The organism is Streptomyces sp. NBC_00271, from assembly GCF_036178845.1.
In the GTDB taxonomy this organism is placed as follows: domain Bacteria; phylum Actinomycetota; class Actinomycetes; order Streptomycetales; family Streptomycetaceae; genus Streptomyces.
This window is the reverse complement of sequence record NZ_CP108070.1, coordinates 10,035,393-10,061,923: the sequence shown is the minus strand read 5'-3', so window position 1 is coordinate 10,061,923 and position 26,531 is coordinate 10,035,393. Positions and strand designations below refer to the sequence as shown.

Genomic DNA, 26,531 nt, shown 5'->3' with positions numbered 1-26,531 from the left:
TTGAACAGCCCCGCGAACCTCCCGAGGAGAAACGTCCGTTGAACACCGGCGCCCCGGTCCCCGACAGCTACTACGAGCGCATCGACGAGCACCGTTACAAGCCGACCGCCCACGCGGGCGGAGCCTGGGACCCCGACGAACAGCACTTCAGCCCGCTCGGCGGCCTCGTCGTCCATGCCATCGACCGTCATCTGGCCGGCCGACCGGACACCGGTCTGGTCCTGGCCCGGATCAGCTACGACATCCTGGGCCGCCCCGCCCTCGACGAGTGCGAGATCCGGGTGGAGACCATCCGCCCGGGCCGCACCATCGAGTTGCTCGAAGCCGTCGTGCTCATCGCCGACCGGCCCGTGGTCCGTGCCCGTGCCTGGCTCCTCGCCACCGTCGACACCTCCGCCGTCGCCGGCGGCCCCGACGACCGGCTGACCCCACCCCAGGCGCTCACCCCGTGGCCGATGGCCTCGGTGTGGCCGGGCGGATACATCGCCTCCCTGGACGTCCGCCCGCTCGCACCACCCCAGGCGGGCCGTACGACCGCCTGGATCTCCACCCGCCACGCCCTGGTCGCCGACGAGCCCAGCAGCACGCTCGCGTCCTACCTCACCCTCGTCGACACCGCCAACGGCATCGCCGTACGACAGCCGCCCACCGTCTGGATGTACCCCAACGTCGACCTGACGGTCCACCTCCACCGCCGGCCCGAGGGCCCCTGGACCGGCCTGGACACCACGGTCACGTTCGGCCCCACCGGCCAGGGCCTCACCAGCACCGTCCTGCACGACCTCAACGGCCCGGTCGGACACGCGCAACAGATCCTCACCGTCCGCCCCGTACCGGGCCGGTGAGCACGGACGACACCTGCGGCGGGGTCACTTGTCGATCTGGAGTACCGCCATCATCCCCGCGTCCTCGTGGTTGAGGACGTGGCAGTGCAGGACCGTCTTGCCCGGTCACGCCGCATGCGCGCCTGGTCCGCGATGATCGCGGCGTCGCACACATCGGTCTTGCCTTCACCGCGGTGAGCACCGGCTGCGCGGTTCACGGTGCGACCCGGGATGTAGAGCAGCTCTTGCCCGTGGTTGCTGACTCGACGGGACAGCATCTTGGTGCCCTCGGCGTCGATGACGACACAGTGGTGATGGGTCTTGCCGGCATCCAATCCGGCCCAAATCCGGCTCATTGCGCCTCCGGAAATCGTCGCGTACCTGGTTGTCCACAGACGACTTCGTCGACGCGTCCCTACACAGCGATCTTGCTCGCACATCCCAATTGGCGGCCGAGTCGTCATGGGGTGCCGGGCGGCCAATCGGTTGTCCTCGGTCGCCACCGACATCTTCGGCGTCTCCGGCCGCTCGATGATCGAGGCCCTGATCGCCGGTGAACGAGACCCACGGGCGCTCGCCGAGATGGCCCGCGGCTGCATGGGGTCAAGAAGGCGGCCCTGGCCGAAGCCCTCACCGGCCAGTTCGAGGACCACCATGCGTTCTTGTGCCGGACGTTACTGGACAGCATCGACTTCCTCAGCGGCCAGATCGACGCACTGACCGTGCGGACCACCCAGGCCGTCGAGGAACTGCCGTGCCCAGATCCGAGCGGTGGCAGCCGGCCCGGTGCCGGGGCGGACCTGGTGGCGAAGCTGGTCACCATCCCGGGCGTCGGGGTGCGGACCGCCCAGATACTGCTCGCCGAACTCGGCCCGGACATGACTGTCTTCCCCACCGCCGACCATCTCGTCTCGTGGGCGAAGTTCGCGCCACGGACCATGCAGTCGGGAGGCAAGAACACGTCCGGCCCCACGGGCAAGGGCAACCCGTGGATCAAGGGTGCCATCGGTGAGGCTGCGCTGTCCGCCTCCCGGTCCAACACCTTCCTCGGCGCCCGCTACAAGCGCATCGTCAAGCGCCGCGGCCGCAAGAGAGCCCTGGTCGCCATCGGCCATTCACTCCTGGTCGTCGTCTGGCACCTGCTCAACGAACCCGAGACTCCGTACACCGACCTCGGCTCCGACTACCACCAGCACCTCGTCGACCCCACCCGTCGAACCCGCGACCTGGTCCGTCAGCTCAAAGCCCTCGGCCACGACGTCACCCTCACGCCGGCAGCCTGACCAGCAACCCCGTCCAACCCCTGGCCAACGACGGGCGCAGCCTGCCCTGGTGCGGGGAGATTTTCCGTTCAGACCCTAGCCGGGCAAGCCCTTGTATAACAGCACGACATCACTTGCAGAAATGCCGTAGACCCCGTCCGTGAGATAGCTGGCCGGCGGGGTCTCCTGCGTCCGTCCCAGGCCGTGGGATCCCTCAAAAACCCGGACACAACGAGAAACGGGCCCCTGCGATGACTTCCGTCACCTGCAGAGACCCGTTCCGTCGGTCCTTCACACCCCGCAGCCAGTGCGAGTGCGGCAAGTGCGGATCCGATGACGGTCCGGGTGCGACGGGCATATGCGGACAAGCTGAACTCCCATGCACTGCACATAGGGAAAACGGGCGGCCGTGAGCCGCCATCATGCATCGGTAAATCAGGTGAAATCGGTCATGACCCCGAGGAGCGGGGCGGGCATCACCTTGATGAGCGAGCCCGTTCCCCAACGCTCCGGGCCGACGGGCCCCGCCTCACGGCCCTTCTGACCCGAGCGATCGCACTTCGACTCGACTCAGGGCCGCAGGGTCAGGCGGTCAGTTCCCTCTGGGCCGGGGCCGCGGTCATGGGGACGTGGCGGATGTACCACTCGGTGGCGAACAGCCGCTCCCGTGCCTCCGGCGAGAGACCGGCGATCACCCCAGGCAGAGCTCCCCGCTCGACCTCGGAGCGGTGCGCCAGTACGGCGGCGATCTTCCGTTCCATCCAGGGGCCGACATCGACAGTCGCGGTGACCTGTTCGTCCGGAACGCTGTACACCGTCTTGCGCGCACCGATCACGTCTCTCAGCGCCGGCACGGCCGAGTGCGGGTGCGTGGCCAGGTAGAGGGCACGCGGCTGCCAGGGGGCACCGGCATCGGGGTAGAGCTGCCCAAGCCCTGCCGCTTGGGCGGCGAGCACGGTCACCCGATGGGTGTGGACGTGGTCCGGGTGACCGGGCAGCCCGCCGTAGGCGTCATGGGTGACCATGATGTCCGGGCGGAATGCGCGGATGTGCGTCACCAACCGCCGCACCGCCTCGTCGAGCGGCGCATCGCAGAACCGCACACAGCCCGGGGCCGACTGCGGTACACGCGCATCGGCGTAGCCGAGCATCCGCGGTTTGCCGGCGCCGAGGATCCGCAGCGCCTCGGCCAACTCCGCGGCCCGCGGGGTGTCCGCGGCCCAGGTCGCCGTGACAACCGCGGTGCGCGCACCCGCAGCTGCGTGACAGGCGAGCACCCCGCCGGCCGACAGTGACTCGTCGTCCGGGTGCGCGAAAACCGCGAGCAGGCTCGGCACGGACACGGGCACGGACAGACCACCTTCCGGGATCGAGCCTTTCGGTTTCAGTCGGCGACCGGCATGGACGGAGCACCCGGTGGCATGTTGAACGGCGTGACCACCTGGATGGCCGAGGGCAGCGACGGTCCGTCGTCGGGGAGTGCCTTGTGGGCGCGCATGATGATCTGACAGGCGCGGCGCATGTCCTGGCGCAGGTCATGGTGGAGGACCGCGGACAGGCGACGCTCGCGCAGCAGGCGGGTGTTGTCGTGGTCGAGGTCGTGGGCGATGAACGCCTCGCATGCCCGCCCGAGCGCGTCGAAGGCGTCGAGGGTGGCGAGGTTTCCCCCGCCCGCGGAGTAGACGGCGATGATGTCCTCGTCCCGCTTCAGTGCCTCCAGGACGAGATCGTGCTGGGTGGCGTCCAGGCCGTCGCTGTCGGTGACCTCCACCAGGGATCGTCTGGGGTCGGCGAGGCGCATCGCGCTGCGGAAGCCCATCTCGCGTTCCTCCTCGCCCCGGAAGGAGCCCCGGCTGATGGTGGTGAGCACGTTGCCGGGCCGCTTGCCCAGCCACTGTCCGAGGAGGTAGGCGGCGGTGGCCCCGGCCGCCCGGTTGTCGATGCCGACGTACGCCAGGCGTGCGCTGTGGGGCAGGTCGGTCACCAGGGTGACGACGGGGATGCCGGCCGCGACCAGCCGACCGACCGCGGCCGCGATCTCCGGCTCGTCGGGGGCCTTGAGGATCACGCCCTGCGTACCGCGCTTCGCGATCTTGTCCAGGGTGGCGATCAGTTCGGCGGGAGGGCAGGTCTCGCGGAAGTGGAAGCGCGAACGTACGAGAGCGGGATGCAGGGAGGGCAGTTCGGCTTCGAGTGCGTCCCGTACCGCGGTGGAGAACCGCTCCGGAGTCTGCATCACGATGTCGATCATGAAGGTGCGGCCACCGAGCCGGACCTGGCTCTGCTGGCGGTCCAGGTCCTTGATGGCTTCGTGCACCTCCCTGACGGTGCTCTCCGTCACGTTGCCCCGCTCGTTGAGGACGCGGTCGACCGTGGCCGTACTCAGTCCGGCCTGCCGGGCGATTTCCCTGATCGGGTAGCGGTGTCGCATGACTGATCCCCAGAGCCGATGATGCACTTTTGATGTATCGACAAGCATTGAATGATGGGTTGAGGTTCTCAAGACTGGCAGAAATGCACGGACTGCGAAAGGACCCGGATGTCTCCCACAGCCGCAGGAGCGCGGACTTGGCTGACCGAGGCGGACTGCGATCTCGAGGTGTTCCGCTCGCTCGTGGAGCAGCGCACCGACCCCGCCGACCACCCCTCGGCCGAGCGGGTCGAACAGAACGTCCCGCTGTACGACAGCGATCGGCTCCGCTCTCTGGCGATCTCCCCGGAGGGCCGCCGGAGCGTGCAGGACGAGTTGGTCCGGGCTCTGTCGGACGGGCCGGGCATCGTGGTCCTCAAGGGCGCCTTCCCGGACGCGGCCGTGGTGGACGCGGCGTCCGAGGCCTTCCGCGCGCTGATCGAGGAGGAGCGCGCGAGCGGCACGGCCCGCGGCGACCACTTCGCCAAGCCCGGCGCGAACGACCGCGTCTGGAACGCCCTGGACAAGGTGGCCGTACGGGCGCCCGAGGTGTTCGCCGACTACTACGCCAACGACATGCTGGAGCTGATCGCCGAGGCCTGGCTCGGCCCCGCCTACCAGGTCACCTCACAGGTCAACGTGGTCAACCCGGGCGGAGTGGCGCAGAACGTCCACCGCGACTACCACCTCGGCTTCCTCTCCCAGGAGCGCGCCGCGACATACCCGGCGCACGTCCACCGGCTCTCGCCGGTGCTGACCCTGCAGGGCGCGGTGGCCCACTGCGCCATGCCCGTCGAGTCCGGCCCGACCCTCTACCTGCCGCACTCGCAGAAATTCGAGCCCGGCTATCTCGCCTGGCGACTCCCGCGGTTCGTCGAGTACTTCGACGCCCATCACGTCCAACTCCCCCTGGAGAAGGGCGACGCGGTCTTCTTCAACCCGGCACTCTTCCACGCCGCCGGGCACAACCGTTCGGCGGACATCAGGCGCATGGCCAATCTGTTGCAGATCTCCTCCGCCTTCGGCCGCGCCATGGAGTCGGTGGACCGCGAGGCGATGGCGAACGCGCTGTTCCCGGTGCTGCTGCGCCGTAAGTCCGAGGGCGTCTCGGAGGACTGGCTGCGCCGCGTGATCGCGGCCACCGCCGAGGGCTACCCCTTCCCCACCAACCTCGACCTCGACCCGCCGGTGGACGGTCTCGCCCCGCCGTCCCAGGCGGACACCCTCCGGCGGGCCGTCGCCGAGGACTGGGACCCCGAGCGGCTGCGCCAGGAACTGCAGGCGGCCACCAAGCGCCGCCAGAGCTGAGAGCGACACGGCACTCATGGGACTTCCCGAGGACAAGGTGGTCCTCGGGAGCAAGGGCTGAGCCGCCCCCGGGCAGAAGGAGCACGAACCTCGTGCGCATAGGAATCATGGGGCTGGGCCGCATCGGCGCCTTCCATGCGGAGACCCTCGCCGGGCTGGACGGGGTGGACTCCCTGGTTTCACCGACCCGGTGGCTCCACGAACACCGACCCGTACGACTCGACGAGGTGCGCAAGTGATGACGGACGAACCCCTGCGGATCGGAGTCCTGGGCGCGGCCCGGATCGCCGAGCTGTCGATCGTGGGACCGGCCCGGACGACCGGCCACCGCCTGGTCGCGGTGGCCGCCCGCGACCGCGACCGTGCCGAGGCCTTCGCTGCCACGCACGGCGTGGAGCGGGTGGCGGACTCCTACGCCGAGCTCGTCGCCGACCCGGAGATCGAGGTCGTCTACAACCCGTTGGCCAACAGTCTGCACGGGCCGTGGAACCTGGCCGCGCTCCAGGCCGGCAAGCACGTCCTCACCGAGAAGCCGTCCGCGAGCAACACGGAGGAGGCGGCCCAGGTCCACGAGGCCGTCGCCAAGGCGGGCACGGTGTTCATGGAGGGCTTCCACTACCTGTTCTACCCGGTCACCCGGCGCCTGCACGAGCTGCTGGACAGCGGGGAGTTGGGCGACCTCCGGCACGTGGAGACCATGGTCGCCATGCCCGCGCCGCCTGACGACGACGTACGGTGGCAACTCCCGTTGGCGGGCGGTGCGTTGATGGACCTCGGGTGCTACAGCCTGCACGCCCAGCGCATGCTCGTGCCGTGGGCGGGTGGGGCGCCCCGGCTGGTCGCCGCGCGCGGCGGTGAGAAGGGTCAGGCGGCGGGAGTCGACGAGTGGCTGGACGTCGATCTGGAGTTCCCGGGCGGCGCCACGGGCAGCGCCCGCTGCCACATGGCCCACGACACATGGCAGATGAGCTGCCGCGTCGTGGGCTCGCGCGGCGAAGCCACGGCGGTGAACTTCGTACAGCCGCATCTGGACGACCGGGTCGTCGTCCGTACGGCCGCCGGTGAGCGCACCGAGGAACTCGGCCGCCGGTCCTCGTACACCTACCAACTCGAGGCCTTCGCCGCCCATCTGCGGCGCGGGACGCCGCTGACGCTCGACGCCGACGACGCGCTGACCACGATGCGGCTCATCGACGACTCCTACCGGGCGGCAGGGTTCCCGGTACGGCCGCGTACGGTCCTACCGGCCGCGGCATGACGAAGAGCGAACGGGAGAGGGCGGTACCGGTCCGGTACCGCCCTGTCCCGTTCCGTGTGCGGCCTACCGGTAGAAGGCAGGCCGCTCGATCAGCTCGACCTCCACACGTCGCCCCTCCCGCTGGGAGAGCACGCCCGCCTCGCACACGGCTGCGGCCGCGTAGCCGTCCCAGACGCTGGGGCCCGTGATCTCGCCACGTCGGGTCGCGTCCACCCAGCCCTGGACCTCACGGTCGTACGCGTCCTCGAAGCGCTCGACGTAGTCCGGTGTGATGCGTCCGCCCCAGCGGCCGTCGGAGCTCAGCCTCGGCCCGTGCTCGTCACCGATGCGTACGGTGCCCCGCTCGCAGACCGCTTCGGCCTGCACCTGGTAGCCGTAGCCGCAGTGACCGAAGATCTCGACGTCGACCAGCGCGCCCAACTCGGTTTCGAGGAGGACGAATTGGGGGTCGTTCATTCCAGCAGGAGCGTGCGACGTCGGGGCCGGCTTGTGCACGGTGACCGCCGTGATCTCCTGGTCGAGGAGCCAGCGGGTCACGTCCATCTCGTGCACCACCGAGTCGTTGATGAGCATCTCGTTGGTGAACCACGGCGGCATGGACAGGTTCCGGTGCCGATGGTGCAGCATCAGTGCCCTGCCCAGCTCCCCGCCGTCGAGGAGCCGTTTCAGCTTCACGTATTCGGTGTCGCACCGCCGCATGAAGCCCACTTGGATACGCCGGTGCCCGAGCCGCTGCTCCGCCGCCAGGACGCGCAGGGCGGAAGCCGCGTCGGGGGTGAGCGGCTTCTCGCACAGCACCGGCAGGTCACGGCCGAGGGCCTCGAGCAGGGCCGCCTCGTGGGCGGCTCCCGGGGAAGCGATGAGGACGGCGTCCACGTCCTGCGCTGCCATGGCCGCCGCCGGTTCGGTGTACGCCGTGCAGCTCTCGATGGCGTCCGCGAGCGTCTTCGCCCGTTCCGCCTCGATGTCGACGACGGCTGTCACGCGTGCCCCGCTGACGACGTCGTGGAGTCTGCGCACATGATCCGCGCCCATCTTGCCGGTGCCGACGACGGCAACACCCAGTGCTCGCCGAGGTGACATGTTCGTGATGTCTACTCGACAGCGCGCAGCACCGTGCGCAGATGCTCGGCGCTGGCCCACACATCCTCGACCGGCCCCTTTCCCTTGGGCTCCTCGGTCAGGATGGTGTCCTGTTCCAGGACGTACCAGCCGTCGTAGCCGCGCGCGCCGAGGTGGGTGACGATGGCCTGGACGTCCACGTCCCCCGCACCCAGCGGGCGATACATGCCCTTGCGCACGGCCTCGCTGTAACCGAGCTGTCCGGACCGGACCTTGGCGGCGAGGGAGGCGTCCACATCCTTCATGTGGGTGTGGGCGATGCGCTCGGGCGCCTGGCGGGTGAGCTCTGCGGGGTCGGTGCCGCCGATGAGCAGGTGCCCGGTGTCGAGGCAGAGCGAGACCGCCGAGTGTTCCAGGACGCGTCGGACCTCGTCGCCGTTCTCGATCATCGTGCCGACGTGCGGGTGCAGGACGGCGCGTACGCCGCGTTCGGCGGCCAGCGAGGCGAGCCGGTCGAGGTTGGACAGCAGCAGCTTCCAGCCGTCGGCGTCGAGTTCGGGGCGGGAGTCGTAGCCGTCCTGGCCGGTGACGGCCGACAGGACGAGGACCTCCGCCTTCGAGGCGGCGTAGCTCTCCAGGAGCTGTTCCACCTCGGGCAGCGGGTCGTGTCCCGGCACATGCAGCAGCAGCGGGGTGAAGCCGCCGACCGCGTGGAGGTCATGGTGGGCGAGAACCCGGGCCATGGCGTCCGGCTCGCCGGGCAGGAAGCCTTCGGGGCCGATCTCGGTGGCGGCCAAGCCGACTTCTCGCATCTCGTTCAGCACCCGTTCGGGCGTCAACTGGTAGCCCCAGCCGGGGACTTCGCACACGCCCCAGGAGATGGGCGCGCCGGCGATCCTGTTCAAGGGTGAGTTCAAAGGCGAGGTCAAGGGCGAGTTCGTGGATGAGGTGGTCATGCCGTGGCCTTTCGGTCGTTCCAGTCGGGGTTGGCGATCGCGGCCGGCGAGCGGCCCGCGAGGACGTCCGCGACACCGCGGGCGGCGTCGACGAAGGTGAGCGGGCCATCGCGCAGGCCGGTGCGGACGGGGCGCGCGTCCTGACCGGCGGCGAGCGCGACGGGACCGTGGTGACCCCGGCCGTCGTGGGCGCCCGCGACCAGTTCGAGATCGGCGTCGGGCAGGACGACGAAGGGGCAGAAGGCTCCCCGTTCGAGGGAGAGCTTCTTCACCCCGGCGACGTGTGCGAGGTGTTCGCCGGTCGCGGTGGCGCCGGTGAAGGAGATCTCCCGCACGCGGAGGTCGGTCACGAGGGCGTCGCCCAGCACCGCGCCGGAGCCGACCAGCACCGAGAGCACGCCTTCGGGAAGCCCGGCGTCCACGAAGCACTCGGCGAGCTCCAGCGCGGTCAGCGGTGTGGAGGTGGCCGGCTCGAGGACGACCGCGTTGCCCGCCGCGAGTGCGGGCGCCAGTTTGTGCAGCACGAGCAGCGCGGGGTGATTGAACGGCGTGATGGCCACCACGACACCGCACGGCCGGCGCAGCGTGAAGCCCACCTCGTCCCGGCCGGTGCCGCGGTTGGCGTCCAACGGCAGGGTCTCGCCGTAGAGTTGGGTGCCCTCGAAGGCCGCGACTCCGCGCTGATGGTCCGCGCGATCTTGGCGGCTCGCTGGTCGGCGAACTCCGCCGCCGCGAGGGCCACCTCGACGTCCTCGGGGCCGGCCACCCCGAAGGTACCGACCGTCGAGCCGTCGAACGCCTGCCACCGGCTTCCGATGAGTGGTTCCACAGGCGCCATCGCCTTCTCCCTCCAGAAGCCGTCAAGGTTGGTCAGCCAACGGCCAGGCCGTCACATGGCCGCAACGGTAGGTGGAGCGCAGGGCATTACTGAAGGGGCAGAATCCATCATTATCCCATCATTGGGCGCATCTTCTTTCCATCACCGGTGCCGCCCGGCTTCAGCGGTACCGGCGGGAGTTCGGGAGCGGGCAGGGGGCCCTTGCGGCCCTCTTCGATGCCCTGCTGGGAACGGCCGGCCCACGTTGTACGAACGCACCGTCGACCGGCTCGCGTGATCGGTCGCGGAAGACTGCGGGTTCGTGGTCCGCTGAACTGCTCGCCCACTCGAAGTACTTGACGATTACGTGTACACGACGAAGAATGAGCGCGCTCCGCGCTTGACAACGTTGTCTAGGCTTCGAGGAGGCATTCCCGCCCATGGGATGGACTCAACGACTACGCGATGCGGGGATGGTGGTGGCGACCACCATCCTCCTCGGCGGCTCCCTCGCGGTTCCGGCGGCTCGGGCGGCCGTCCCGCCGAGCGCCCCGCTCACCGATCTGGTCAACCCGTTCATCGGAACGGAGAACGAAGGCAACACCTACCCCGGCGCGGCGGTGCCCTTCGGCATGGTGCAGTTCTCGCCGGACACCGGCCACAACACCGGCTACGACTACTCCCAGAATCACATCCGCGGCTTCTCCCTCGTCCACCTCTCGGGCGTCGGCTGCGGCCTGGGCGGCGACCTGCCCGTGCTGCCGACCACGGGTGACGTCACCGAGACGGACTACGCCAAGTACGAGGCGGAGTTCAGCCACGACAGCGAGCGGGCGAGCCCCGGCTCGTACCGGGTCGACCTGAAGACCGGCATCGAGGCCGAGCTGACCGCGACCGCCAGGACCGGGGTGCAGCGCTACACCTTCCCGGCCACGGACAAGGCCAACGTCCTGCTCAACGCGGGGCAGTCGCTGCACAGGACGATCTCCACCAAGGTCGAGATCCTCGACAACCGCACGGTGCGCACCGCCATCACCGGCAGCGGCTTCTGCCAGGACACCAAGCCGTACGCCGTCTACACGGTCACCCGCTTCGACCGCCCGTTCACCACTTCGGGCACCTGGAACGGCGATACCGTCACCGAGGGTTCCAAGGAATCCGTGAGCGCGGGACGCAACGGCGCCTTCGTCCGCTTCGACACGACCAAGGACCGGACGGTCGAGGCGACCACCGCGCTCTCGTACGTGGACGCCCGCGGCGCCGCCCTCAACCTCCGCTCCGAGGGAGGCCGTTCGTTCGACGCCATCCGGAGGCAGGCGCACCGCACGTGGGAGGACCGGCTCGACGACGTACGCGCCCAGGGCGGCGGTGACAACCTGCGCCGCACGTTCTACTCATCCCTCTACCGGTCCTTCCTCGCGCCCAACATCGGCAGCGACGCCGACGGTCGCTACACCGGCTGGGACCAGCGGGTCCACCGCGCACAGGGCTTCACCTACTACCAGAACTGGTCGCTGTGGGACACCTACCGCACCCAGTCGCAGCTCCTCTCCCTGCTCGCGCCGCGTGAGGCCAGGGACATGGCGATCTCCGTCATCAAGATCGACGAAGACAGCGGCTGGCTGCCCAAGTGGGGCTACGGCACGGTCGAGACGAACATCATGACCGGCGACCCGGTCACCCCGTTCCTGACCAACGCCTACCAGCAGGGCCTGCTCAAGGGATACGAGGAACGGGCCTACCGCGCCCTGAAGAAGAATGCCGACGGGGTGCCGCCCGCCGATTCGCCCGCGGTGGGCCGCGAAGCCAACAAGGAGTACATCGCGAACGGCTTCGCGCCTTACGTCAAGGACCGCCCACACGCGAAGCCGGGCGACTCGGACTACGACCACGGAGCCTCCGCGACCCTGGAGTACGCCCTGTCGGACGCCATGCTCGGCGCGATGGCACGGGATCTGGGCCACGACGCGGACGCCGCACGCTATGCCGCACGGTCCCAGAACTACCGGAAGATCTACGACGGTTCGACCGGCTTCTTCCGCGCGCGGGATGCCTCCGGCACCTTCACCGGACCGGCGGACCCTGCCCTGAGCGAGGGCTTTCACGAGGGCACGTCCTGGCAGTACCAGTGGCTCGTGCCGCAGGACCTGCCGGGCATGGTCGACCTGATCGGCGGCAAGCAGACGGCCAACGACCGGCTCGACTCGTTCTTCGCGTACGAGCAGCTTCTGAAGGACCCGGCGAAGACCGCACGAGAGGTATGGGTCAACGGCCCGTACGACTACTACAACGCGGACAAGTACAACCCGCAGAACGAGCCCGACCTGATCGCCCCGTACACGTATCTGTCGACCGGTCAGCCGTGGAAGACGACCGATGTGGTGCACGCCGCGCTGACCTTGTTCACGGACACGCCGACCGGCATGACCGGCAACGACGACCTCGGCACGATGTCCGCCTGGAACGTGCTCTCGTCCATCGGGATCTTCCCGGTACAGCCCGGCTACGACACCTGGGGCCTGTCGACGCCCGTCTTCGAACGGGTCGATCTGACGCTCGACCGGCGCTACTACCCGCGCGGCGCCCTGACCATAACGGCCACGGGCACCTCCGACCGTGACCGGTACATCCAGTCGGCGAGGGTCGACGGTTCCTCCTACGGCCGTACGTACCTGACGACCGAGTCGCTCCGAGGCCTGCGGTCGCTCTCCTTCACAGTCGGCGCCGAACCGTCCGGCTGGGGGACGTCCGCCGACGCGGCCCCGCCCGCCCTGGGGCCTACGCGGTGAGGCGGTCATCGGGCGGTACGTCGAACGCCCAAGCCTTGCAATCCACGACCACTGATCATCGCGACAACGGACGAGGCAAGGACGCACACCACTGAACCCAGCACCAGCGGGACACAGCGGATGAGCCGCATGCGCCGTTTACCGACCAGGTCTCCGGGCCAACCTGACGCGCGCACGCAGACCGCGGCCACCAGCAGGGCGACGGTGATCATCCGGGCAGCGCTGGACGGTACCGAGGATCCCCGGCCATTCCCCGATGAGAGGCGTCACCAAGCTCGGTCGATCTGTCCAGCACGACCCTGCAGTACCTCTCCGGCCTGTTGACGGCTCGGCGTCGAGAGCGGAACACGCGCTGGCGCCGGCTGACAGCGGGCCGGGAGGCCCTGCTGGTGTTGGCTCACCCGCGGTGCGGGCATACCTACGCCCGACTCACGGCCGGGTTCGGCGCTGGGATCGCCACCGTCTACCGTCACGGGGCTGCGCGCCGAGCTCCACACGACCGGCTGCGCGACAAGGTCCGGGAGAAGGAGGGCCGCTTGGCGGACCCGACGGCCGCGATCGTGGACTCGCAGTCGGTGCGGGCGGCTGGCGCGTCCTGTTCCTTCTGGCGCTGCTCGTACCGTGCGGGCGCGCCAAGGATCCAGGACCAGGCCTCGTACTCGTCGACGGGCCCCACCCTGCCGGCGCCGTCGACGCAGCGCGGATCGTCCCGCTCGGCCAGCCCATGGACGGCCCAGATGCGGGTCGGCTGGTCATCGTCGTCGAGCAGGCCGGCCAGAATGTCCCCGACGGCGGGTTCCGGATTCAGGCTGTGCGCGAGCCGATAGGCGGCGACCTTGCGGACGGACGCGTCGGTGTCCTGAGCCAGTGCGAGGAGGGCGTTCAGCCCCTCGGAGGTGAACGTCTGCCGCCCGGACCTTTCCGAGTCGACGATTCTCAGGGTCGAGGCAACCCGCGCACGTACCTGCGGGGCGGAGTGGGCGAGGAAGGAAAGCCCCAGTGGTTCGATCCTCGGATCCTCATGCTGGCCAAGGCCGGACAGGGTCTCGGCCAGGACGTCCGGGTGTTCCTCCTCCGCCGCCCAGCCGAGGAGGAACTCGAGCGTGCGCTGTTCGAACGGGCTCGGAGCGTCCGACATGGGATCCCCGAGGTTGAGGGAGATCAGGACCTCCGCGCCGAAGCGGCGGTGCAGGGGATCAGGGTGAGCCCGCAGTGCCGTCGCACCCTCCCAGGTCTCATTGTCCTGCCTCTGGGCAAGAGTTCTGGTGATCTCCCACCAGGCGGCGTGCTCCCAGTCGGGGTACTCAAGTGCGCACGCGCGGGCGGCCAACTCGTCAATGCCCGGGTGGAGTCCGAAGTGTTCCTCGAGGAGGGTGAGGATCCCTGTGTGGCCGTCGCGGACGGTCATTCCGCCGAGCCGGAGCTCGTGGTAATCGGCGGACCATTCCCTGTCCCGGATCCGGACCCGCTCGACCGGGTCCGAGGCGCTGGTTCGCTCCCGCAGCATGGCGACCGGGCCCACCTCATGCCACTGCCGGGCGCGTGCCAGCAGTTCCACGCGGGTGGCCTCACTGAGCTGGGCCGCTTCACCGAGCAGGCAGTGGGCGAGACCGATGGAGCCGCTGTCGACGGCCCGCAGTCGGGGTGTGGTCCCGTCGGACAGTTGGCGGTCCGGATCCGCGCCGCCTTCCACCAGGTAGCCGGCGATCGTCGAGTTGAATGCCGAGATGGCCAGGCAGAGTGCGGGGCTGCCCTGCTCGTCGACGGCGTCGGGATCCGCCCCGTCCTCCAGCAGCAGTCTGACCGCGTCCTCGTCCCCGCTCCGCACCGCCGTAATGAGTGGGTCCTCGCCCATGCCCCGCCCCCTTGTTGCACTCGATCACCGGCCCTACAAGCAGCCGCAGGCCGGGAGAAACGTCGCCGGCCAAGTCCGTCACACCGCCCCCGGGGCCGAGCCAGGGACTGAACATCCGGGCGTCGGGCCGCTGACGATCGGCGGTCGATCCCGAGCCTCGTCCTGTGCGGAACCCACTGGCTAAGGCAGCCTGTCACACCCGCTGGACCTGGAGCGGTCACCGCGTGATCATCAACGGCTGTGTGGACTCCTGAAGATCGTGTTGTGATCGCGGACAACAGCATAGACGCCGCCTGTTGGCGTTCAATGTTCGATCAGGCCATGGCCGGGATCGCGGGCCGGTTCAAGCGGGTGGAGCCGCGGGCGACTGCCCGCGCAGCAGGTCAGCCATGTCCGCACCGGCCTGGCGGATCCGGACGGCAACGAGTTCTGCGTCATGGCCCCGCCCGGCACCTACCCGGACGGGGCCATGACACGGTCGGGCTGTACCGCGGTCCACGCCAACTTGCGGTTACCGCGTTGCGGTGGCCAGTGCCGCGCGGATGGCGTTCTCGCCAGCCGGCTGGCCCTTCTCGTTCGAGAACGGCCCGTACGGGGTCCCCCATACCGGCGTGCCCGTCGCCTGCCGCCAGCTGTCGGCCAGCGGTCCCGCGTCCACCACGCCGTACCCGATGGATTCGATGAATTCGGTCACTGCCGCCTTCGCCAACGCGGAGTCCCCGGCGATCGGCAGGTACGAGCGGTCGGCCGCCCCCGCCGGCCGGGCGAGTGACAGCAGGTGCTTGAAAAAGATGGTGTTGAACGCTTTCACGAGCATGGCGTCCGGGATATACCGCAGAAGCAGCTCGCTCGAGGTGAGCAACTCGCTGTCGAGCTCGGGGAAATGCCCGTCGCGCCCGGGGCCGTAGTTGCACGTGTCGATGACCGTCTTGTCGGCCAGTGGCGCGGCGGGCAAGTGGGGGAAGGCCTTGACCGGCACCGTGACCACGACGATGTCACCGGCCGCCGCGGCCTCCCCGCCCGTCGCCGCGGACGCCCGGGGCCCCAGTTCCGCGGCCGTGTCCGCGAGCGTTTCGGGACCGCGCGAGTTACTGAGCACGACTTGATGCCCGGCCTCGACGGCGAGCCGCGCGATGGTACCGCCGATGTATCCGCTTCCGATGAATCCCACAGTCGTCATATCCTCGGCGTCCCTCCAGAAGAGCCGAACCCTTGTCATTTGCCGGACCCGTTGCGATTCGGGTCCCTGCCGTCAGCCGGCGGAGAAGTAATGGCCGTTGTCCAAATCGGCGAGCAAGCCGGGCTGAGCGGGTTCCCAGCCGAGGGTCCGGCGGGTGATGAGGTTGGACGCCGGGTAGTTCTGCGTGACTATGTTCGCGAGGAACCCGAAGTATCCCGGCACCATCAGTACGTCCGCGGGAACGCTCACGGCGGGCAGGCCCAGACGGCGGCCAATGGCCTCGGCGATCTCGCGGAGCGGGATCGCCCCGTCTCCAACCGCGTGCCAGTATTTGCCGGCCGGCCCCTTCTCCAGCGCCAAGCGGAACAAGGAGGCGACATCGCGGACGTGCACGGCGTTCCACAGGTTCGCGCCGTCTCCGGGGTAGCCGACGAAACCCTTCTCCTTCGCGAGCGCGATCAGCTGCACGAGGAAGCCGGCACGATCGGTCGTACTGTGCGCGATGTTGGCAATCCGCACGACCGAAGACCGCACTCCCCTCTCGGCGAGGCCGATCACGGCGGTTTCTACGACGTTGCGAACCCGCAGGGTGCCCTTGTACTCATCGCCGCCGGGAAGTGCCGGGTCCTCCTCGGTGGCCGGCCGGCCCAGGTTCCCTGGCGAGCCTATGCTCCCCGCCGCGACAAGCGGCTTTCCGGTTCCCGCCAGCGCCTCGCCGTACGCGAGCATGATCGGGAGCTCCGCGGCGGCCACGGCGTCGATCCCGCCGGAGGGAAGCAGGTCCTGCCTGTGCGCGACGTGGATGACGCCGTCGGAGTCCGCGGCCGCCTCCTTGAGCCCGTCGAGATCCTCGAGGTCGCCGCGACGCACCTTCGCTCCGAGCGCGGACACCGCCGCCGCGGCCGTGTCCGACCGGGCCAGGCCGGTGACCTCATGTCCGGCGGCGATGAGCTCGGGGATGATGTACGAACCGGAATGGCCGGTCCCGCCAGTGACGAAAACGCGCATGCGACTGCTCCTGGTGAGAGTAGGTGGAGGGGCTGCTTCTCCCCGTGCCGCAGATCCACTGTCGTGATGTGGCGCGAGAAGTGGTGGTGCGGGTGCGCTCAGCCGAGAATGCTGACGCCGAGGAAGAAGTCGGTGTGTTGACGGAGTGGGCAAAAGGCCCAGCTGCTACAGGGCGACGTTCTCCGGTGTCCGCGCCATAGCCAGCTTCCCGGTGTCCATCGGCCGCGGTCCCAGGCTCTCGATGAACGCCGACACGCCTGTCTTTGCCTGCGTGTCGTCGCCGGCGATGAACGCCTCCAATAGGCGACCCTCGGCTGGGCCGGCCGCCAGAACATGGGAGAACAGGGTGTTGAACGCCTAGACGACATGCGCGCCGGCGGGGGCGGCCTTGGCGATCTCCTGCGCGCCGGAACTGCCGTCGGGGGTGACAAAGCCCTGGAAATCGGGGGAGACGGGGTTGGTGATGTCGATGATGACCTTGCCCTGCAGTGCGTCCCCGTACTCGCGCACCACCGCCGTCGCGCCGGCGTACGGCACGGCGAGGACAGCGATGTCCCCTGCCGGGTCAACCATTGTCAGGGCGCACGGCGCCCTGCTCGCCGACTGCTCGGCCCCCGGGGGCTCAGCCGGTAAATTCGTTGACGCCGAGGGCGAAGTCCCCGTGGCCAACCCCGTGGCCGGCGAGGCCCACCGTGACCAGGCCCACTCCTTCCAGCCAGTGCGCCATTTTCAGGCCGCCGACGTCCAGCGGGCGCAGCCCGAGGCTCTCGATGAATGCCGCCACGCCAGCCTTGGCCTGCGCATTGTCGCCAGCGATGAAGACGTTGGGCCGGCCCTTCTCCAGGACATTGCGGAAGATGGTGTTGAACGCCTTCACCACGCTGGCGCTGGCCGGGGCCACCTTGGCGACTTCCTGCGCTATCGAGGTCTCCTCGCTGTGGGCCAGTCCGTCGAACGTGGCGTTGAAGGGGTTGCTGATGTCGACGACGACCTTGCCCGCGAGGGCGTCTCCGTACTCGGCAACGACCGGAACGACACCGTCGTACAACAGGGCCGTGATGACGATGTCCCCGGCCGGGACGGCGCCCCACTTGCCCGTCGTCGCGTCGCCGCCCAGAGCCTTGGCCAGGTCATCGGCCTTGGACTGATCGCGTCCCATGACCTCGACGGTGTTGCCGCCTGCCACCGCGAGCGTGCCGATGGTACGGGCCATGTTCCCCGTACCGATGAGGGTGATGCTGCTCATGAGGTGTGCTCTCTTCCTGTTCTCAAGGTGTCGCTCTGTCTCGTTCGTGCCGGGTCAGGCGCAGGGCGTCGGCCGCGACGTTTCCGGGTCAACTGCCGTGCTCTTCCCGGCACATCCGGCTCGTCAGCACGCGAATTCAGCGCCCGCGCAACACTTTGGCGTGTTGCGGATGTCCGCGTTCGGGATCAGTTCGTTGTGGCGACTGGGTTGTTGTGGGGTGTGCCAACGGCATTCCTGGTGTGTGGTTCAGATGGCGGTGGTGCCACCGTCGGTGACCAGTTCCAGGCCGTTGACGTAGCTGGAGTCGTCGGAGGCGAGGAACAGGGCGACGGTGGCGATTTCTTCGGGGCGGCCCATCTTTCCGCGGGGGATGAGGGACTCGAATGCGGCCATGGTCTCCTCGTCGAACAGTTCTTCCTGCTTGGCGGTGGCGACCTGGCCGGGGGTCAGGACGTTGACCCGGATCTTGCGGTCGCGCAGTTCGTTGAGCCAGACGCGGGCCCAGGCCTGCTGGACGGCTTTACTTCCCGCGTAGAGGCTCCAGCCGGGGAAGGCACCGAGGGAGGCGTTGGATCCGGTCATGAAGATCGAGCCGTTGTCGTTGATCAGCGGCAGTGAACTCTTCTCGGTAACGTCTCGTGACGTTTTGTGATCTTCGTTCAGGCGGTGCGGCCGTGCTCGAGCTGGAGCAGGACGAGGGCGGCTCGGGCGATGCGGGTGATGGCCGAGGGGTCGAGGCTGACCCTGCGCAGGGCCTTGAAAGTGACCTTCAGCAGGGCGTTGGCACGTTCGGCGACAGCGTGGACGCCTCGGATCACGGCGTTGAACGCCAGGTCGGGGTCGGCGAGTTCACCGCCCTTGGGCTTCTTGACCGGGTGGCGGAAGCCGGGCCCGGCGTTCTCGTAGCCGAGGTCGGTCAGGGTAGGGACGCCCAGGATGGCGGCGAGCCGGTTCAGGGCGTCGACCAGCCCGTGGGCCCGTGCGCAGGTGGTGTCGTGCTCGCGGCCCGGGCGGACCGGGGAGACCCAGAGGGGCCAGCCGTCCGGGGTGGCGATGACCTGCACGTTTCCTCCGTGGTGCTTGTGCTTCCCCGACCACCACAGGTCCGCGCCGTTGGGGCCGGCGGCGGCCACACGGTCGGTGCGGATGACCGTGCCGTCCAGGTTGAGGTGGGTGTACCCGGCCGCCGCCGCCCTCTCCAGCGCGGTGGACAGATCGGGAGCGTGGTTGGCGAGCACCGTCAGCCCTTCGTGCAGGTAGCGGTAGGCGGTCGGTACCGAGATGCCGTTGTCCCGGGCGAGTTGGGCCAGCCGGGTACCGTCGACGAACCAGCGCAGCACGAACACCGCCTGTTTGAAGACGCCCAGCGCGCGAGTGCCCTTGCGGGTCCCGAGCTGCTCGCGGTGCCCGCGCAGCAGCTTCGCGAGATGCTCGGCGGTCGCCCTGCGGACATCGAGCACGGCGGTGTAGGTGATACTGGACGCCACGTGGAGCCTCTGGTTGTACGGAACGTGATCTTCGCAGACTCGTTCCTACCAGGGGCTTCACTCATGTCTGACGCCGAGTCACCATCCCGCCGTCCGGCATCATCACACACCGCAACCGTCACGTTGCCGAGAAGACTTCAGTGCCTTCTGCACGGTGAACAGGGTGCCGCGCGCGTTGAGCCAGAAGGCGCGGTGGAACTGTTCCTCGGTGATCTCGCCGAGGACGGCGGGTTCGCCCATCCCGGCGCTGGCCCACAGCACGTCGATCGAGCCCTTTTCCCGCTTGACGGTGTCGTACAAGCGGTCCAGGTCGTCCAGTTCGGCCGCGTCACCCTGGACGGCGGTGACGTTGCGGCCGATCAGCTTGACGGCGTCGTCCAGTGCTTCCTGCCGCCGGGCCTGAATGAAGACGTGCGCTCCTTCCTCGACGAACAGTTTGGCGCCGGCCAGTGCCATGCCGGTGGATCCACCGGTGATCACCGCTACCTTGCCATCGAGCTTTCCCACGATCACTCCGTTGAATTGACGGGTATCCGAAACAGTGTGCTCATTCTGGGCCTGGACCCTGCTATCAAGTTCCGATGTCGAATTCTTGTGCCGAATTCGCTTCGGCCCCAATAGGCACCTGTTCAGGTTGCCATTGGCCTGAGTGGGTGTCCAAGACTTCTTTTGACCGTGGTGATACCCTGAAGGCATCACCGGACTGGGAGGCGCCATGGATCTGGACCTGCGCAAATTGCGCTACTTCGCCGCCGTGGCCGACCGGTTGCACTTCGGCCGTGCCGCCGATGAGCTACATATCGCGCAGCCGGTGCTCAGCCGGCAGATCCGCGCGCTCGAGCAGGATCTCGGCGCCTCGCTGTTCACCAGGGATCGCCACGGCGTAGCGCTGACCGACGCGGGCCGACAATTGCTGGCCGACGCCGGTCCGCTGCTCGCCTCCGCGCACGCGGTCCGCCGCAGGGTGTCCGTGGCCGCCCGCGGCAGACGGCGGCTGATGGTCGGTTTCCGGGCCGGCATCCCGGTCATCCCGGCGGCGCGGACGTTCGAGGCCCAGCACCCGGACGTGGTCGTGGACGTGCAGCGGATCGAAGGGGACGACCAGGCCCCGATGCTGCTCGACGGCCGCATCGACGTCGGCTATGTGCGGCTGCCCATCGACGAGGCCGGCCTGCGCGTCACCCCGCTGTACACCGAGCCGCGGGTGGCGGTGCTGCCCGCCAGCCACCGGTTGGCCGGCAAGGAGGAGGTCGCCGAGGCAGACCTGGCCGGCGAACCGCTGCTCTGGCATGCCGACCCGAGCACGCAGCCCACCAGGCGCCCGCACCCTAACGCCGGGTACCTGGTGCGCGGGGTGGACGAAACGCTCGAGCATGTCGCGGCCGGCCGGGGCATCTCGTTCCTGGCCCGTTCGGCGACCGTGTTCTACTCACATCCGAACATCATCTATGTGCCCATCCCGGATCTGGCGCCCGACCAGGTGTGCCTCGCGGTGGCGGCATCGCACACCTCGCCAGTGGTCGATGACTTCATCACCGCCGCTCAGGCGACGGCCGAGATCACGGCAGAATGTGGAAACTATGAAATGTGGCAGCTTGGAAGCGATGCCGTTTCAAAGCTCGGTTGAGCGGTCCGCCTGACAACAACAGCGCCAGCAGGGTGCACACACCCGCAGCAATTGCGAAGGCATTGAGCTCGGGGACGGAGGCGAGGTTGGCGCACAGTGAGAATCAATATCGTCGCGCGGCCGCTTCTGGAATGATGAAAATCAAGATCTCGTTGAATTCGTCAAAGGCACTGTCGATCAATTCGGGCGAGACACTTCCACTCCCGGCGGTGGCCGTCGCCAGTCCGGGGGCGGCCGGGCGGGACCGGCTCGCGATCGGGGGCGATCACAGGGACGCGGTGGCCTCGCGCGGAAGGTCCTGGCGTAGGTGGGCCCGGCCTATCGGCCCCTCGGGGAGGTCCGGTTAATCGACGGCCTCGCCGCGCAACTGCCGGACCCGGAGGCTGACCACCACTACCTCTGGATGGAGCCCGACTCCCGGCCCGGGACGGTGTCCGGGGAGGTCGAGTGGCTGGACGCCGACCAGGCGCTGCGGGTGGGCCCGCTGTTCGACCGCTTCTTTCCCGGCTCCTACGCCAAGCCGGGGGCGAGTGCTCATCGGTGGGCGGGAGTTGTCGCCGAGCCGGACGGCGAGCCACTCGCCGTGGCCGCCGACGCGTGGTCCGCGCGCGGCTGCGGATACCTGGCAGGCGTCGTCACCCACCCCGACGCCCGCGGCCGTGGCCTGTCCCGTGCCGTCTGCGGCTTCGTCCTGGACACCCTCGTTGAACGCCATGGCCGGGCCGCGCTGATGGCCGACGCCGACAACGCGCCCGCGATCACCACGTACCGGCGTCTGGGCATGACGGGGCGGCTGTTCCGCGCAATGCGCCTCAGGACGGCCCGAGGTCCAACGGGCTGAGCGTTCGTTCAGAACCCTTGATGGAAAGCCCCCGTGCCGATGAACAGCGCGGCGGTCGCTACAGCTGATCCCCGCATCGGGTCTGCGCCGACACAGGGAGGCGGACGGTGGGGCGGTTCATCGGTTTGGACATCCACCGTGACTTCGCGCAGATTGCGGCGGTCGAGGAGGCTGGTCACGGCCTGGGGCCGAGTGGATTGCCGACCGCAGGCGCTGCGGGAGTTCGCCGCCGGGCTGCGCCCGGACGACCAGGTGGCGCTGGAGGCCACTGGCAACGCGAGTACGGTGGCGGTGCTGTTGGAGCCGTACGTGGTCCGAGTGGCGATCTGCAATCCGGTCAAGACCCGGGCGATCGCCGGGGCGAAGGTCAAGACCGACAAGGTCGACGCCCGTAACCCGGCCCAGGTGCTGTCCGCTGACTTTCTGCCGGGCACCTGGCCGCCGGGCGAGCGGATCAGGATGCTGCGGCGCCTGTCGGCGCACCGGGCGGAGCTTGTGCGCGGCCGGATGGGGGTGAAGAACCAGGTCCAGGCAGTGCTGCACCGCAACATGCTGCCGCGGCCGCCGGTGACCGATCTCTTCGGCACCCGCGGCCGGGCCTGGCTGGAGCATCAGACTCTGCCGGCCGACGAGCGGCAGACCGTGGGTGCCCTGTTGCGTCAGCTTGACTTCTACGGTGCCGAAATCCCCGAGGTGGAACGGCGGCCGGCCGCCGGGGCGTTGGACGACCCGGTCGTGCGGCGCTTGATGACCATCCCCAGGGTGGACGCGATGACCGCGGTCACCGTGCCGGCTGCGGTCGGGGACTTGCACCGCTTCACCAACGCGGACGAGCTCGTGTCCTACTCCGGCGTGAATCCGCGGGTGCGCCAGTCCGGCGGGACACCTGCCCACCACGGCCGGATCACGAAGGCCCGCCTGAACAATCCCGTCATACGGCGGCGCGGTGGGGCCCCGCGGCCCCGCCGCCCCGACCCGGTCCTTCCACACCACCAGGCATCCCCCTCATGAGCCCCTCATGAGCCAAGCCGACACCACCCGCAGCAAGCGCCCCCGGTCGCGTTCGTCCGGGCGGCCAACCGTCCCGTCCGACCCCTGCTCGCCTCGCGTATGCACAGGATCCTCAGCAGATCCTGATGCTGCTGACCTACCGGCCACAAGTCCGGACGCCGGATCACCATTCCCGTCGGCTACTTCAACTGGGATCCTGGCACGGTCCTGGCCACCACGTTCTCGCAGAGCACCCGGATCCCCAACCTGCGCACCGGCCCCACCGTCCCCCTGCGCATCCGCGGGCGGGATTACGAGGCGGTGCCCACCGTGATCGAGGACAGCACCACGATCACCGAGCTGCTCGCCGAGTTCGCCGACCGCAAGTCACCGCGCGAGGCGAAGATGGTCGGCCTGCCCGGCGACCGCAAACCCACGCCCGAAGAGCTTCACGAGGCCGGCGAACCGAGTCACTTCCTCCTCTTCCGGCTCCAGACCTGACCGGGCACGGCTTGAGGACTCACTCGTCTGCGGTGTCCTCGCACAGATGATCGGTGAGGCCGATGGCGACCCCCGCAGGGCCGTTTCCTCTTCGGGCAGTTCCCCAGCCCCCGGACCGCGAACCAGACAGACGTACCCGGCATCCGCGCCGCCCTCGCTGCCGGCCCGGTATTCGACTGGCCGCGATTGGATGTCGATCCCCTGCCCACACGACAGGTGATTGCAGACAGCGAACCACCTCGGAGACACCGTCGGCCAGGACCCGGCTGCGCCGCCCCGGCCCCTGTACGGCCCCTGGGTTTCGTCATCGACCTCAAGGCAGCCGCACAGAGGCTCCGCCCACGCCGGCCACCCAACGCGAACGCCGCATATCTGGGGCGTCGGCGTGGCACCCGGACTGTGGCCGGCCTTGGCATCGGTCCTGGCCCGCCCCGGTGAGATCTGCGGCGGCATCGTCTACTTCGATCCAGCCGAGCGCTGCCGTTCGGGCACCTGCCCACCCTCACCCCACGTGAGCACGTGGTCATGGCCCTGGTTGGCACCGGACCGACCAACGACGAGATCGCCGAACACCTCTTCATTACCCCCTTCACCGTCGGGCATCGCCCGCATCTGCCTCTCATAGCGTTTGGGGGAGGCTCTCCATCCGGGCCGAGTTCGAAGGCCGGGTGAAATGGCGGGCGGCGGCGGGGACAAGAACCACCAGGGTGGCCGGTAGCGCGTAGGCGAGACGGAAGTGGCCGGTGGAGCCGAGCAGTCCGCTCAGGGCACCGCCGGTTACGACGCCGACGTAGTTGAAGAGGTTCAGGCGTGCCAGGACCGCCTCCGAGGCCGTGGGACTCAGCCGAGCGGCGGAAGCCAGACACAGCGGGGTCAGGACGGACGACCCCAGGCCCACCGCCCCGGCCGCGAGAACGGCGAACGGCCAGCTCGGCGCAGCGGCCAGAGCTGCCAGGGCGCCCGCGGCCAGCAGGGCCGCGGTGCGGACGACGGCGACCGCTCCGAGCTTCTGTACGAGCCGATCGGCAGCGGCTCGGCCGATGACCGTGCCAGCCTGGTAGGCCGCGTACGCCAGCGGCGCGACCGCGAGGGAGGCGGTGAGAGTCTGCCGGAGATAGACAGCCGACCAGGCCGAAACGGTGGATTCAACCACGTAGACGACCAGGAGAACCAGGCCGAACGGAATGAGCCGGACCCACAGACGGCGCCCGAGCGACGGCCGCGCGACGGCGTCCGAGGGCGGCGTAGGGGCGGGGAGGGCGTGTGTGTGCATACAGGAGACGAGCAGCAGGACGATGCCTGCTTGCAGCGTCAGGTCGCCGGCCACGGGCCACTCCAACCGGGCCGCCCCGGCGGTGAGCAGTGCCGCGAGCACACCGCCCACGCTCCATGCCGTGTAGAAGGAGCCGAAAACACTGCGGCCGTAGGCGCGTTCGATCTCAGCCGCCCGGGTGTTGACGCCGATGTCGAGGGCACCGACAGCGAGTCCGAAGAGGGCATACGCGCAGATGACGGCGGCCTGGCCAGGAGCCCAGCCGATCAGCACCAGCGCGGCAGCCACCGCGACCATGGCCCCGCGCGTCGTGGCGACAGGACCGGCTCGGCGGATCGCGGCCAGCCCCAGGAAGCTGCCGCCCCCTGCCGTCAGGGCCACCGCGGCCATCAACGCGGTCGTCAGGAGCGGAGCCAGTCCCAGGCGCTCGGTGACGGCGGGAACGGTCGTGTACACGGCTGCGACGGAGGCGCCCTGAGCGGCGAACGCGATGGTGGCGACCCTTCGGGCGCCGACCTTTGAGACCGGGCGCCCGTACCCAGCCCGGGATGATGCATTAAAGGACATGATGCTGTCGCGCCTTCATTTCCTGTGTGCGTGGGGACGGCCGGCCAGTCGGTGCGGGCAGATTGCGGAAACCGTAGCCAGGGGCGGAACGCGAGCGCAGGACGCCAGGGGCCGTACAGGGGACTTCGGAGGCCAGCGACGCGACCGGTGCTGCCCGGCCGCTTACAGTGGTCGCCCAGGAGAAGGTGAGCGCGATGTCCCTTGCCCCCGACCCCGCGAACTCTCCGGGGACCAGCCGCAGCACATCGGCGACGATCCAACCGAACATCCTCAGCTATCTCGTCACGGTCGCCGACGAGCGCGGCAACGATCTGCGACCCCTGCTTGAGCAGGTCGGGCTGGACGAGACGGTCATGCGCTCCGCCGCACTGAGGGTGTCGTACCGGCAGGGCAGCGCGGTGATACGTCGTGCGCTGGAGCTCACCGGGGACGAGCACCTGGGGCTGAAAGTCGGAGCGGCACAGCACCTGACCGCCTGGGGCCTGCTCGGCTTCGCCCTGATGGCCGACGACACTCTGCGGCACGCTATCGAGACGGGAGTGAAATACCAGAACCTGTCCGGGGCGATGGTGGTGTGGTCGGCCGGCATCGGCGAGGAGGACGGAGCCTTCGTGCTGCGCGCCGACCTCCCCGATCCGGCCACGGACCCGGCGGTCGCCGTCTTCCTTATCGAGGAGGGACTCGCCTCCGTGGTCACCCTGTCCCGGCTGGCCGTCGGCTCGGCCTTCGCGCCCAGAGTGGTGGAGTTCGCCTTTCCTCCACCACGCCGAAGCCAGCCGTACGGTGCCGTGTTCGGCTGCCCGGTCCGCTTCGGCGCCCCGGCCAACCGCATGGTCATCGACCCGGCCTGGGCCCGTGCCCGGATGCCCGGCCGGGATCCGGTGACCTACGCGTCGACTCTGGAGCTGCTCGACGCGCAGCTGGCCTCACGCCGCGACCAGCAGGATCTGCTGGAGGTTCTGGAGATCTCCGTCGCCCAGAGCCTCCCGGCGATCCCCTCGTTCGCCGAGCAGGCACGGCGACACGCGACGAGCGAGCGGACGCTCCGCCGCCGGCTGGCCGACTGCGACACGACGTACGAGGCTCTCGTCGAGGGAGTACGCCGGGAACGCGTCGAACAGCTGCTGCTCCGCCCGGAACTGACGCTGCGCGACATCGCCCGCCGGGCGGGATTCTCCGACGAACGCGCGCTGCGCCGCGCGGTACGCCGCTGGCACGGCACCTCCCCCGTCCACCTGCGCGAGCGGATGCGTGCAGACCGCTTCTGAGG

The 26,531-nt window shown here is 69.2% G+C and carries 27 protein-coding genes and 4 pseudogenes; 13 read left to right on the top strand and 18 right to left on the bottom strand.

The window, feature by feature from the left end:
• Nucleotides 1-38 precede the first annotated feature (38 nt).
• Entirely contained in the window at nt 39-845 is an 807-nt protein-coding gene (locus OG798_RS45765) for a thioesterase family protein (protein ID WP_328759016.1), read from the top strand.
• Between the two features lie 24 nt (nt 846-869).
• Here OG798_RS45765 and OG798_RS56760 read toward each other — a convergent pair whose 3' ends face one another.
• Nucleotides 870-935: a multicopper oxidase domain-containing protein gene (locus tag OG798_RS56760; protein ID WP_121418177.1), complete on the bottom strand. Its 66-nt coding sequence runs from the start codon at nt 933-935 to the stop codon at nt 870-872.
• Between the two features lie 14 nt (nt 936-949).
• A pseudogene (locus tag OG798_RS45760) lies at nt 950-1,180 on the bottom strand (IS110 family transposase); the annotation flags it as partial.
• 306 nt (nt 1,181-1,486) lie between these two features.
• Here OG798_RS45760 and OG798_RS45755 point away from each other — a divergent pair.
• A complete protein-coding gene (locus tag OG798_RS45755; protein ID WP_328759015.1) occupies nt 1,487-2,107 on the top strand; it encodes a transposase in 621 nt (206 codons plus the stop codon).
• A gap of 563 nt (nt 2,108-2,670) precedes the next feature.
• Here the strand turns inward: OG798_RS45755 and OG798_RS45750 are convergent.
• Both OG798_RS45750 and OG798_RS45745 read right to left on the bottom strand, forming a co-directional pair.
• A complete protein-coding gene (locus OG798_RS45750; RefSeq protein WP_121418178.1) occupies nt 2,671-3,429 on the bottom strand; it encodes a PIG-L family deacetylase in 759 nt (252 codons plus the stop codon).
• Nucleotides 3,430-3,470: 41 nt separating this feature from the next.
• Nucleotides 3,471-4,517: a LacI family DNA-binding transcriptional regulator gene (locus OG798_RS45745; protein ID WP_095851070.1), complete on the bottom strand. Its 1,047-nt coding sequence runs from the start codon at nt 4,515-4,517 to the stop codon at nt 3,471-3,473.
• A gap of 108 nt (nt 4,518-4,625) precedes the next feature.
• On the opposite strand from OG798_RS45745, the gene OG798_RS45740 reads away from it, so the two are divergent.
• The 3 genes from OG798_RS45740 to OG798_RS45730 all read left to right on the top strand — a co-directional run bounded on the left by OG798_RS45740 (nt 4,626) and on the right by OG798_RS45730 (nt 7,062).
• On the top strand, nt 4,626-5,804 hold the full coding sequence (locus OG798_RS45740; RefSeq protein WP_328759013.1) for a phytanoyl-CoA dioxygenase family protein: 1,179 nt from the start codon (nt 4,626-4,628) through the stop codon (nt 5,802-5,804).
• A 92-nt stretch (nt 5,805-5,896) separates the two neighbouring features.
• Complete coding sequence (locus OG798_RS45735) at nt 5,897-6,043, top strand: hypothetical protein (protein ID WP_179856957.1); 147 nt, start codon at nt 5,897-5,899, stop codon at nt 6,041-6,043.
• Nucleotides 6,043-7,062, top strand: a complete 1,020-nt coding sequence (locus OG798_RS45730) for a Gfo/Idh/MocA family protein (RefSeq protein ID WP_328759012.1) — start codon at nt 6,043-6,045, stop codon at nt 7,060-7,062. Before OG798_RS45735 ends, OG798_RS45730 begins: the two co-directional genes overlap by 1 nt.
• Before the next feature lie 63 nt (nt 7,063-7,125).
• Here OG798_RS45730 and OG798_RS45725 read toward each other — a convergent pair whose 3' ends face one another.
• The 3 genes from OG798_RS45725 to OG798_RS45715 are packed head-to-tail and all read right to left on the bottom strand — an operon-like array spanning nt 7,126 to nt 9,709.
• Nucleotides 7,126-8,145: a Gfo/Idh/MocA family protein gene (locus OG798_RS45725; protein ID WP_328759011.1), complete on the bottom strand. Its 1,020-nt coding sequence runs from the start codon at nt 8,143-8,145 to the stop codon at nt 7,126-7,128.
• Between the two features lie 11 nt (nt 8,146-8,156).
• Nucleotides 8,157-9,029 (bottom strand): sugar phosphate isomerase/epimerase family protein, encoded by an 873-nt coding sequence (locus OG798_RS45720; RefSeq protein WP_443054094.1) that lies wholly within the window; start codon nt 9,027-9,029, stop codon nt 8,157-8,159.
• A 47-nt stretch (nt 9,030-9,076) separates the two neighbouring features.
• Entirely contained in the window at nt 9,077-9,709 is a 633-nt protein-coding gene (locus OG798_RS45715) for an aldehyde dehydrogenase family protein (RefSeq protein WP_328759009.1), read from the bottom strand.
• Between the two features lie 628 nt (nt 9,710-10,337).
• On the opposite strand from OG798_RS45715, the gene OG798_RS45710 reads away from it, so the two are divergent.
• The gene (locus OG798_RS45710; protein WP_328759008.1) at nt 10,338-12,686 is read left to right on the top strand and encodes a GH92 family glycosyl hydrolase; all 2,349 of its coding nucleotides are present in this window, start codon (nt 10,338-10,340) and stop codon (nt 12,684-12,686) included.
• A 23-nt stretch (nt 12,687-12,709) separates the two neighbouring features.
• Here the strand turns inward: OG798_RS45710 and OG798_RS45705 are convergent.
• A pseudogene (locus tag OG798_RS45705) lies at nt 12,710-12,959 on the bottom strand (MFS transporter); the annotation flags it as partial.
• 11 nt (nt 12,960-12,970) lie between these two features.
• Between OG798_RS45705 and OG798_RS45700 the strand changes: the two are divergent.
• Nucleotides 12,971-13,159: pseudogene (locus OG798_RS45700) on the top strand (IS5/IS1182 family transposase); the annotation flags it as partial.
• On the opposite strand, the gene OG798_RS45695 reads toward OG798_RS45700, so the two are convergent.
• From OG798_RS45695 to OG798_RS45655, 9 genes and pseudogenes are all read right to left on the bottom strand, one after another.
• Nucleotides 13,156-14,541: an ankyrin repeat domain-containing protein gene (locus OG798_RS45695; RefSeq protein WP_328759007.1), complete on the bottom strand. Its 1,386-nt coding sequence runs from the start codon at nt 14,539-14,541 to the stop codon at nt 13,156-13,158. The pseudogene OG798_RS45700 and the gene OG798_RS45695 sit on opposite strands and share 4 nt — an antisense overlap.
• Before the next feature lie 511 nt (nt 14,542-15,052).
• Nucleotides 15,053-15,712 (bottom strand): NADPH-dependent F420 reductase, encoded by a 660-nt coding sequence (locus OG798_RS45690; RefSeq protein ID WP_328760163.1) that lies wholly within the window; start codon nt 15,710-15,712, stop codon nt 15,053-15,055.
• A gap of 81 nt (nt 15,713-15,793) precedes the next feature.
• The gene (locus OG798_RS45685; protein ID WP_121414084.1) at nt 15,794-16,729 is read right to left on the bottom strand and encodes an SDR family oxidoreductase; all 936 of its coding nucleotides are present in this window, start codon (nt 16,727-16,729) and stop codon (nt 15,794-15,796) included.
• A 165-nt stretch (nt 16,730-16,894) separates the two neighbouring features.
• Nucleotides 16,895-17,029, bottom strand: a complete 135-nt coding sequence (locus OG798_RS45680; RefSeq protein ID WP_328759006.1) for a hypothetical protein — start codon at nt 17,027-17,029, stop codon at nt 16,895-16,897.
• Between the two features lie 57 nt (nt 17,030-17,086).
• Nucleotides 17,087-17,302 (bottom strand): NAD(P)-binding domain-containing protein, encoded by a 216-nt coding sequence (locus tag OG798_RS45675; RefSeq protein WP_306458578.1) that lies wholly within the window; start codon nt 17,300-17,302, stop codon nt 17,087-17,089.
• A gap of 49 nt (nt 17,303-17,351) precedes the next feature.
• A complete protein-coding gene (locus OG798_RS45670) occupies nt 17,352-17,975 on the bottom strand; it encodes an NADPH-dependent F420 reductase (protein ID WP_121414085.1) in 624 nt (207 codons plus the stop codon).
• Between the two features lie 246 nt (nt 17,976-18,221).
• Nucleotides 18,222-18,605, bottom strand: a pseudogene (locus OG798_RS45665) (SDR family NAD(P)-dependent oxidoreductase); the annotation flags it as partial.
• Nucleotides 18,606-18,634: 29 nt separating this feature from the next.
• On the bottom strand, nt 18,635-19,462 hold the full coding sequence (locus OG798_RS45660) for an HARBI1 family protein (protein ID WP_328756145.1): 828 nt from the start codon (nt 19,460-19,462) through the stop codon (nt 18,635-18,637).
• Between the two features lie 102 nt (nt 19,463-19,564).
• Nucleotides 19,565-19,969 carry an SDR family NAD(P)-dependent oxidoreductase gene (locus OG798_RS45655; RefSeq protein ID WP_328759005.1) on the bottom strand — a complete coding sequence of 135 codons (405 nt, stop codon included), beginning with the start codon at nt 19,967-19,969 and terminating at the stop codon, nt 19,565-19,567.
• Between the two features lie 208 nt (nt 19,970-20,177).
• Here OG798_RS45655 and OG798_RS45650 point away from each other — a divergent pair, with 208 nt between their 5' ends.
• The 5 genes from OG798_RS45650 to OG798_RS45630 all read left to right on the top strand — a co-directional run bounded on the left by OG798_RS45650 (nt 20,178) and on the right by OG798_RS45630 (nt 24,093).
• On the top strand, nt 20,178-21,089 hold the full coding sequence (locus OG798_RS45650; RefSeq protein ID WP_328759004.1) for a LysR family transcriptional regulator: 912 nt from the start codon (nt 20,178-20,180) through the stop codon (nt 21,087-21,089).
• Nucleotides 21,090-21,396: 307 nt separating this feature from the next.
• Nucleotides 21,397-21,930, top strand: a complete 534-nt coding sequence (locus OG798_RS45645) for a GNAT family N-acetyltransferase (RefSeq protein WP_328759003.1) — start codon at nt 21,397-21,399, stop codon at nt 21,928-21,930.
• Nucleotides 21,931-22,068: 138 nt separating this feature from the next.
• On the top strand, nt 22,069-22,941 hold the full coding sequence (locus tag OG798_RS45640) for an IS110 family transposase (protein ID WP_328759002.1): 873 nt from the start codon (nt 22,069-22,071) through the stop codon (nt 22,939-22,941).
• 300 nt (nt 22,942-23,241) lie between these two features.
• Nucleotides 23,242-23,421 carry a hypothetical protein gene (locus tag OG798_RS45635; RefSeq protein WP_328759001.1) on the top strand — a complete coding sequence of 60 codons (180 nt, stop codon included), beginning with the start codon at nt 23,242-23,244 and terminating at the stop codon, nt 23,419-23,421.
• Between the two features lie 441 nt (nt 23,422-23,862).
• Nucleotides 23,863-24,093: a LuxR C-terminal-related transcriptional regulator gene (locus OG798_RS45630; protein WP_328760162.1), complete on the top strand. Its 231-nt coding sequence runs from the start codon at nt 23,863-23,865 to the stop codon at nt 24,091-24,093.
• Here OG798_RS45630 and OG798_RS45625 read toward each other — a convergent pair.
• Nucleotides 24,041-25,150 carry an MFS transporter gene (locus OG798_RS45625; protein WP_328759000.1) on the bottom strand — a complete coding sequence of 370 codons (1,110 nt, stop codon included), beginning with the start codon at nt 25,148-25,150 and terminating at the stop codon, nt 24,041-24,043. The two genes, OG798_RS45630 and OG798_RS45625, sit on opposite strands and share 53 nt — an antisense overlap.
• 305 nt (nt 25,151-25,455) lie before the next feature.
• Between OG798_RS45625 and OG798_RS45620 the strand changes: the two genes are divergently transcribed.
• Nucleotides 25,456-26,529 carry an AraC family transcriptional regulator gene (locus OG798_RS45620; protein ID WP_121414091.1) on the top strand — a complete coding sequence of 358 codons (1,074 nt, stop codon included), beginning with the start codon at nt 25,456-25,458 and terminating at the stop codon, nt 26,527-26,529.
• Nucleotides 26,530-26,531 lie beyond the last annotated feature (2 nt).

Coding starts and splice junctions, on each gene's coding strand:
- OG798_RS45745 (WP_095851070.1), bottom strand. CDS start 4,517: ATGCGACACCGCTACCCGATCAGGGAAATCGCCCGGCAGGCCGGACTG.
- OG798_RS45740 (WP_328759013.1), top strand. CDS start 4,626: ATGTCTCCCACAGCCGCAGGAGCGCGGACTTGGCTGACCGAGGCGGAC.
- OG798_RS45730 (WP_328759012.1), top strand. CDS start 6,043: ATGACGGACGAACCCCTGCGGATCGGAGTCCTGGGCGCGGCCCGGATC.
- OG798_RS45725 (WP_328759011.1), bottom strand. CDS start 8,145: ATGTCACCTCGGCGAGCACTGGGTGTTGCCGTCGTCGGCACCGGCAAG.
- OG798_RS45710 (WP_328759008.1), top strand. CDS start 10,338: ATGGGATGGACTCAACGACTACGCGATGCGGGGATGGTGGTGGCGACC.
- OG798_RS45695 (WP_328759007.1), bottom strand. CDS start 14,541: ATGGGCGAGGACCCACTCATTACGGCGGTGCGGAGCGGGGACGAGGAC.
- OG798_RS45685 (WP_121414084.1), bottom strand. CDS start 16,729: ATGCGCGTTTTCGTCACTGGCGGGACCGGCCATTCCGGTTCGTACATC.
- OG798_RS45675 (WP_306458578.1), bottom strand. CDS start 17,302: ATGGTTGACCCGGCAGGGGACATCGCTGTCCTCGCCGTGCCGTACGCC.
- OG798_RS45670 (WP_121414085.1), bottom strand. CDS start 17,975: ATGAGCAGCATCACCCTCATCGGTACGGGGAACATGGCCCGTACCATC.
- OG798_RS45650 (WP_328759004.1), top strand. CDS start 20,178: ATGGATCTGGACCTGCGCAAATTGCGCTACTTCGCCGCCGTGGCCGAC.
- OG798_RS45620 (WP_121414091.1), top strand. CDS start 25,456: ATGTCCCTTGCCCCCGACCCCGCGAACTCTCCGGGGACCAGCCGCAGC.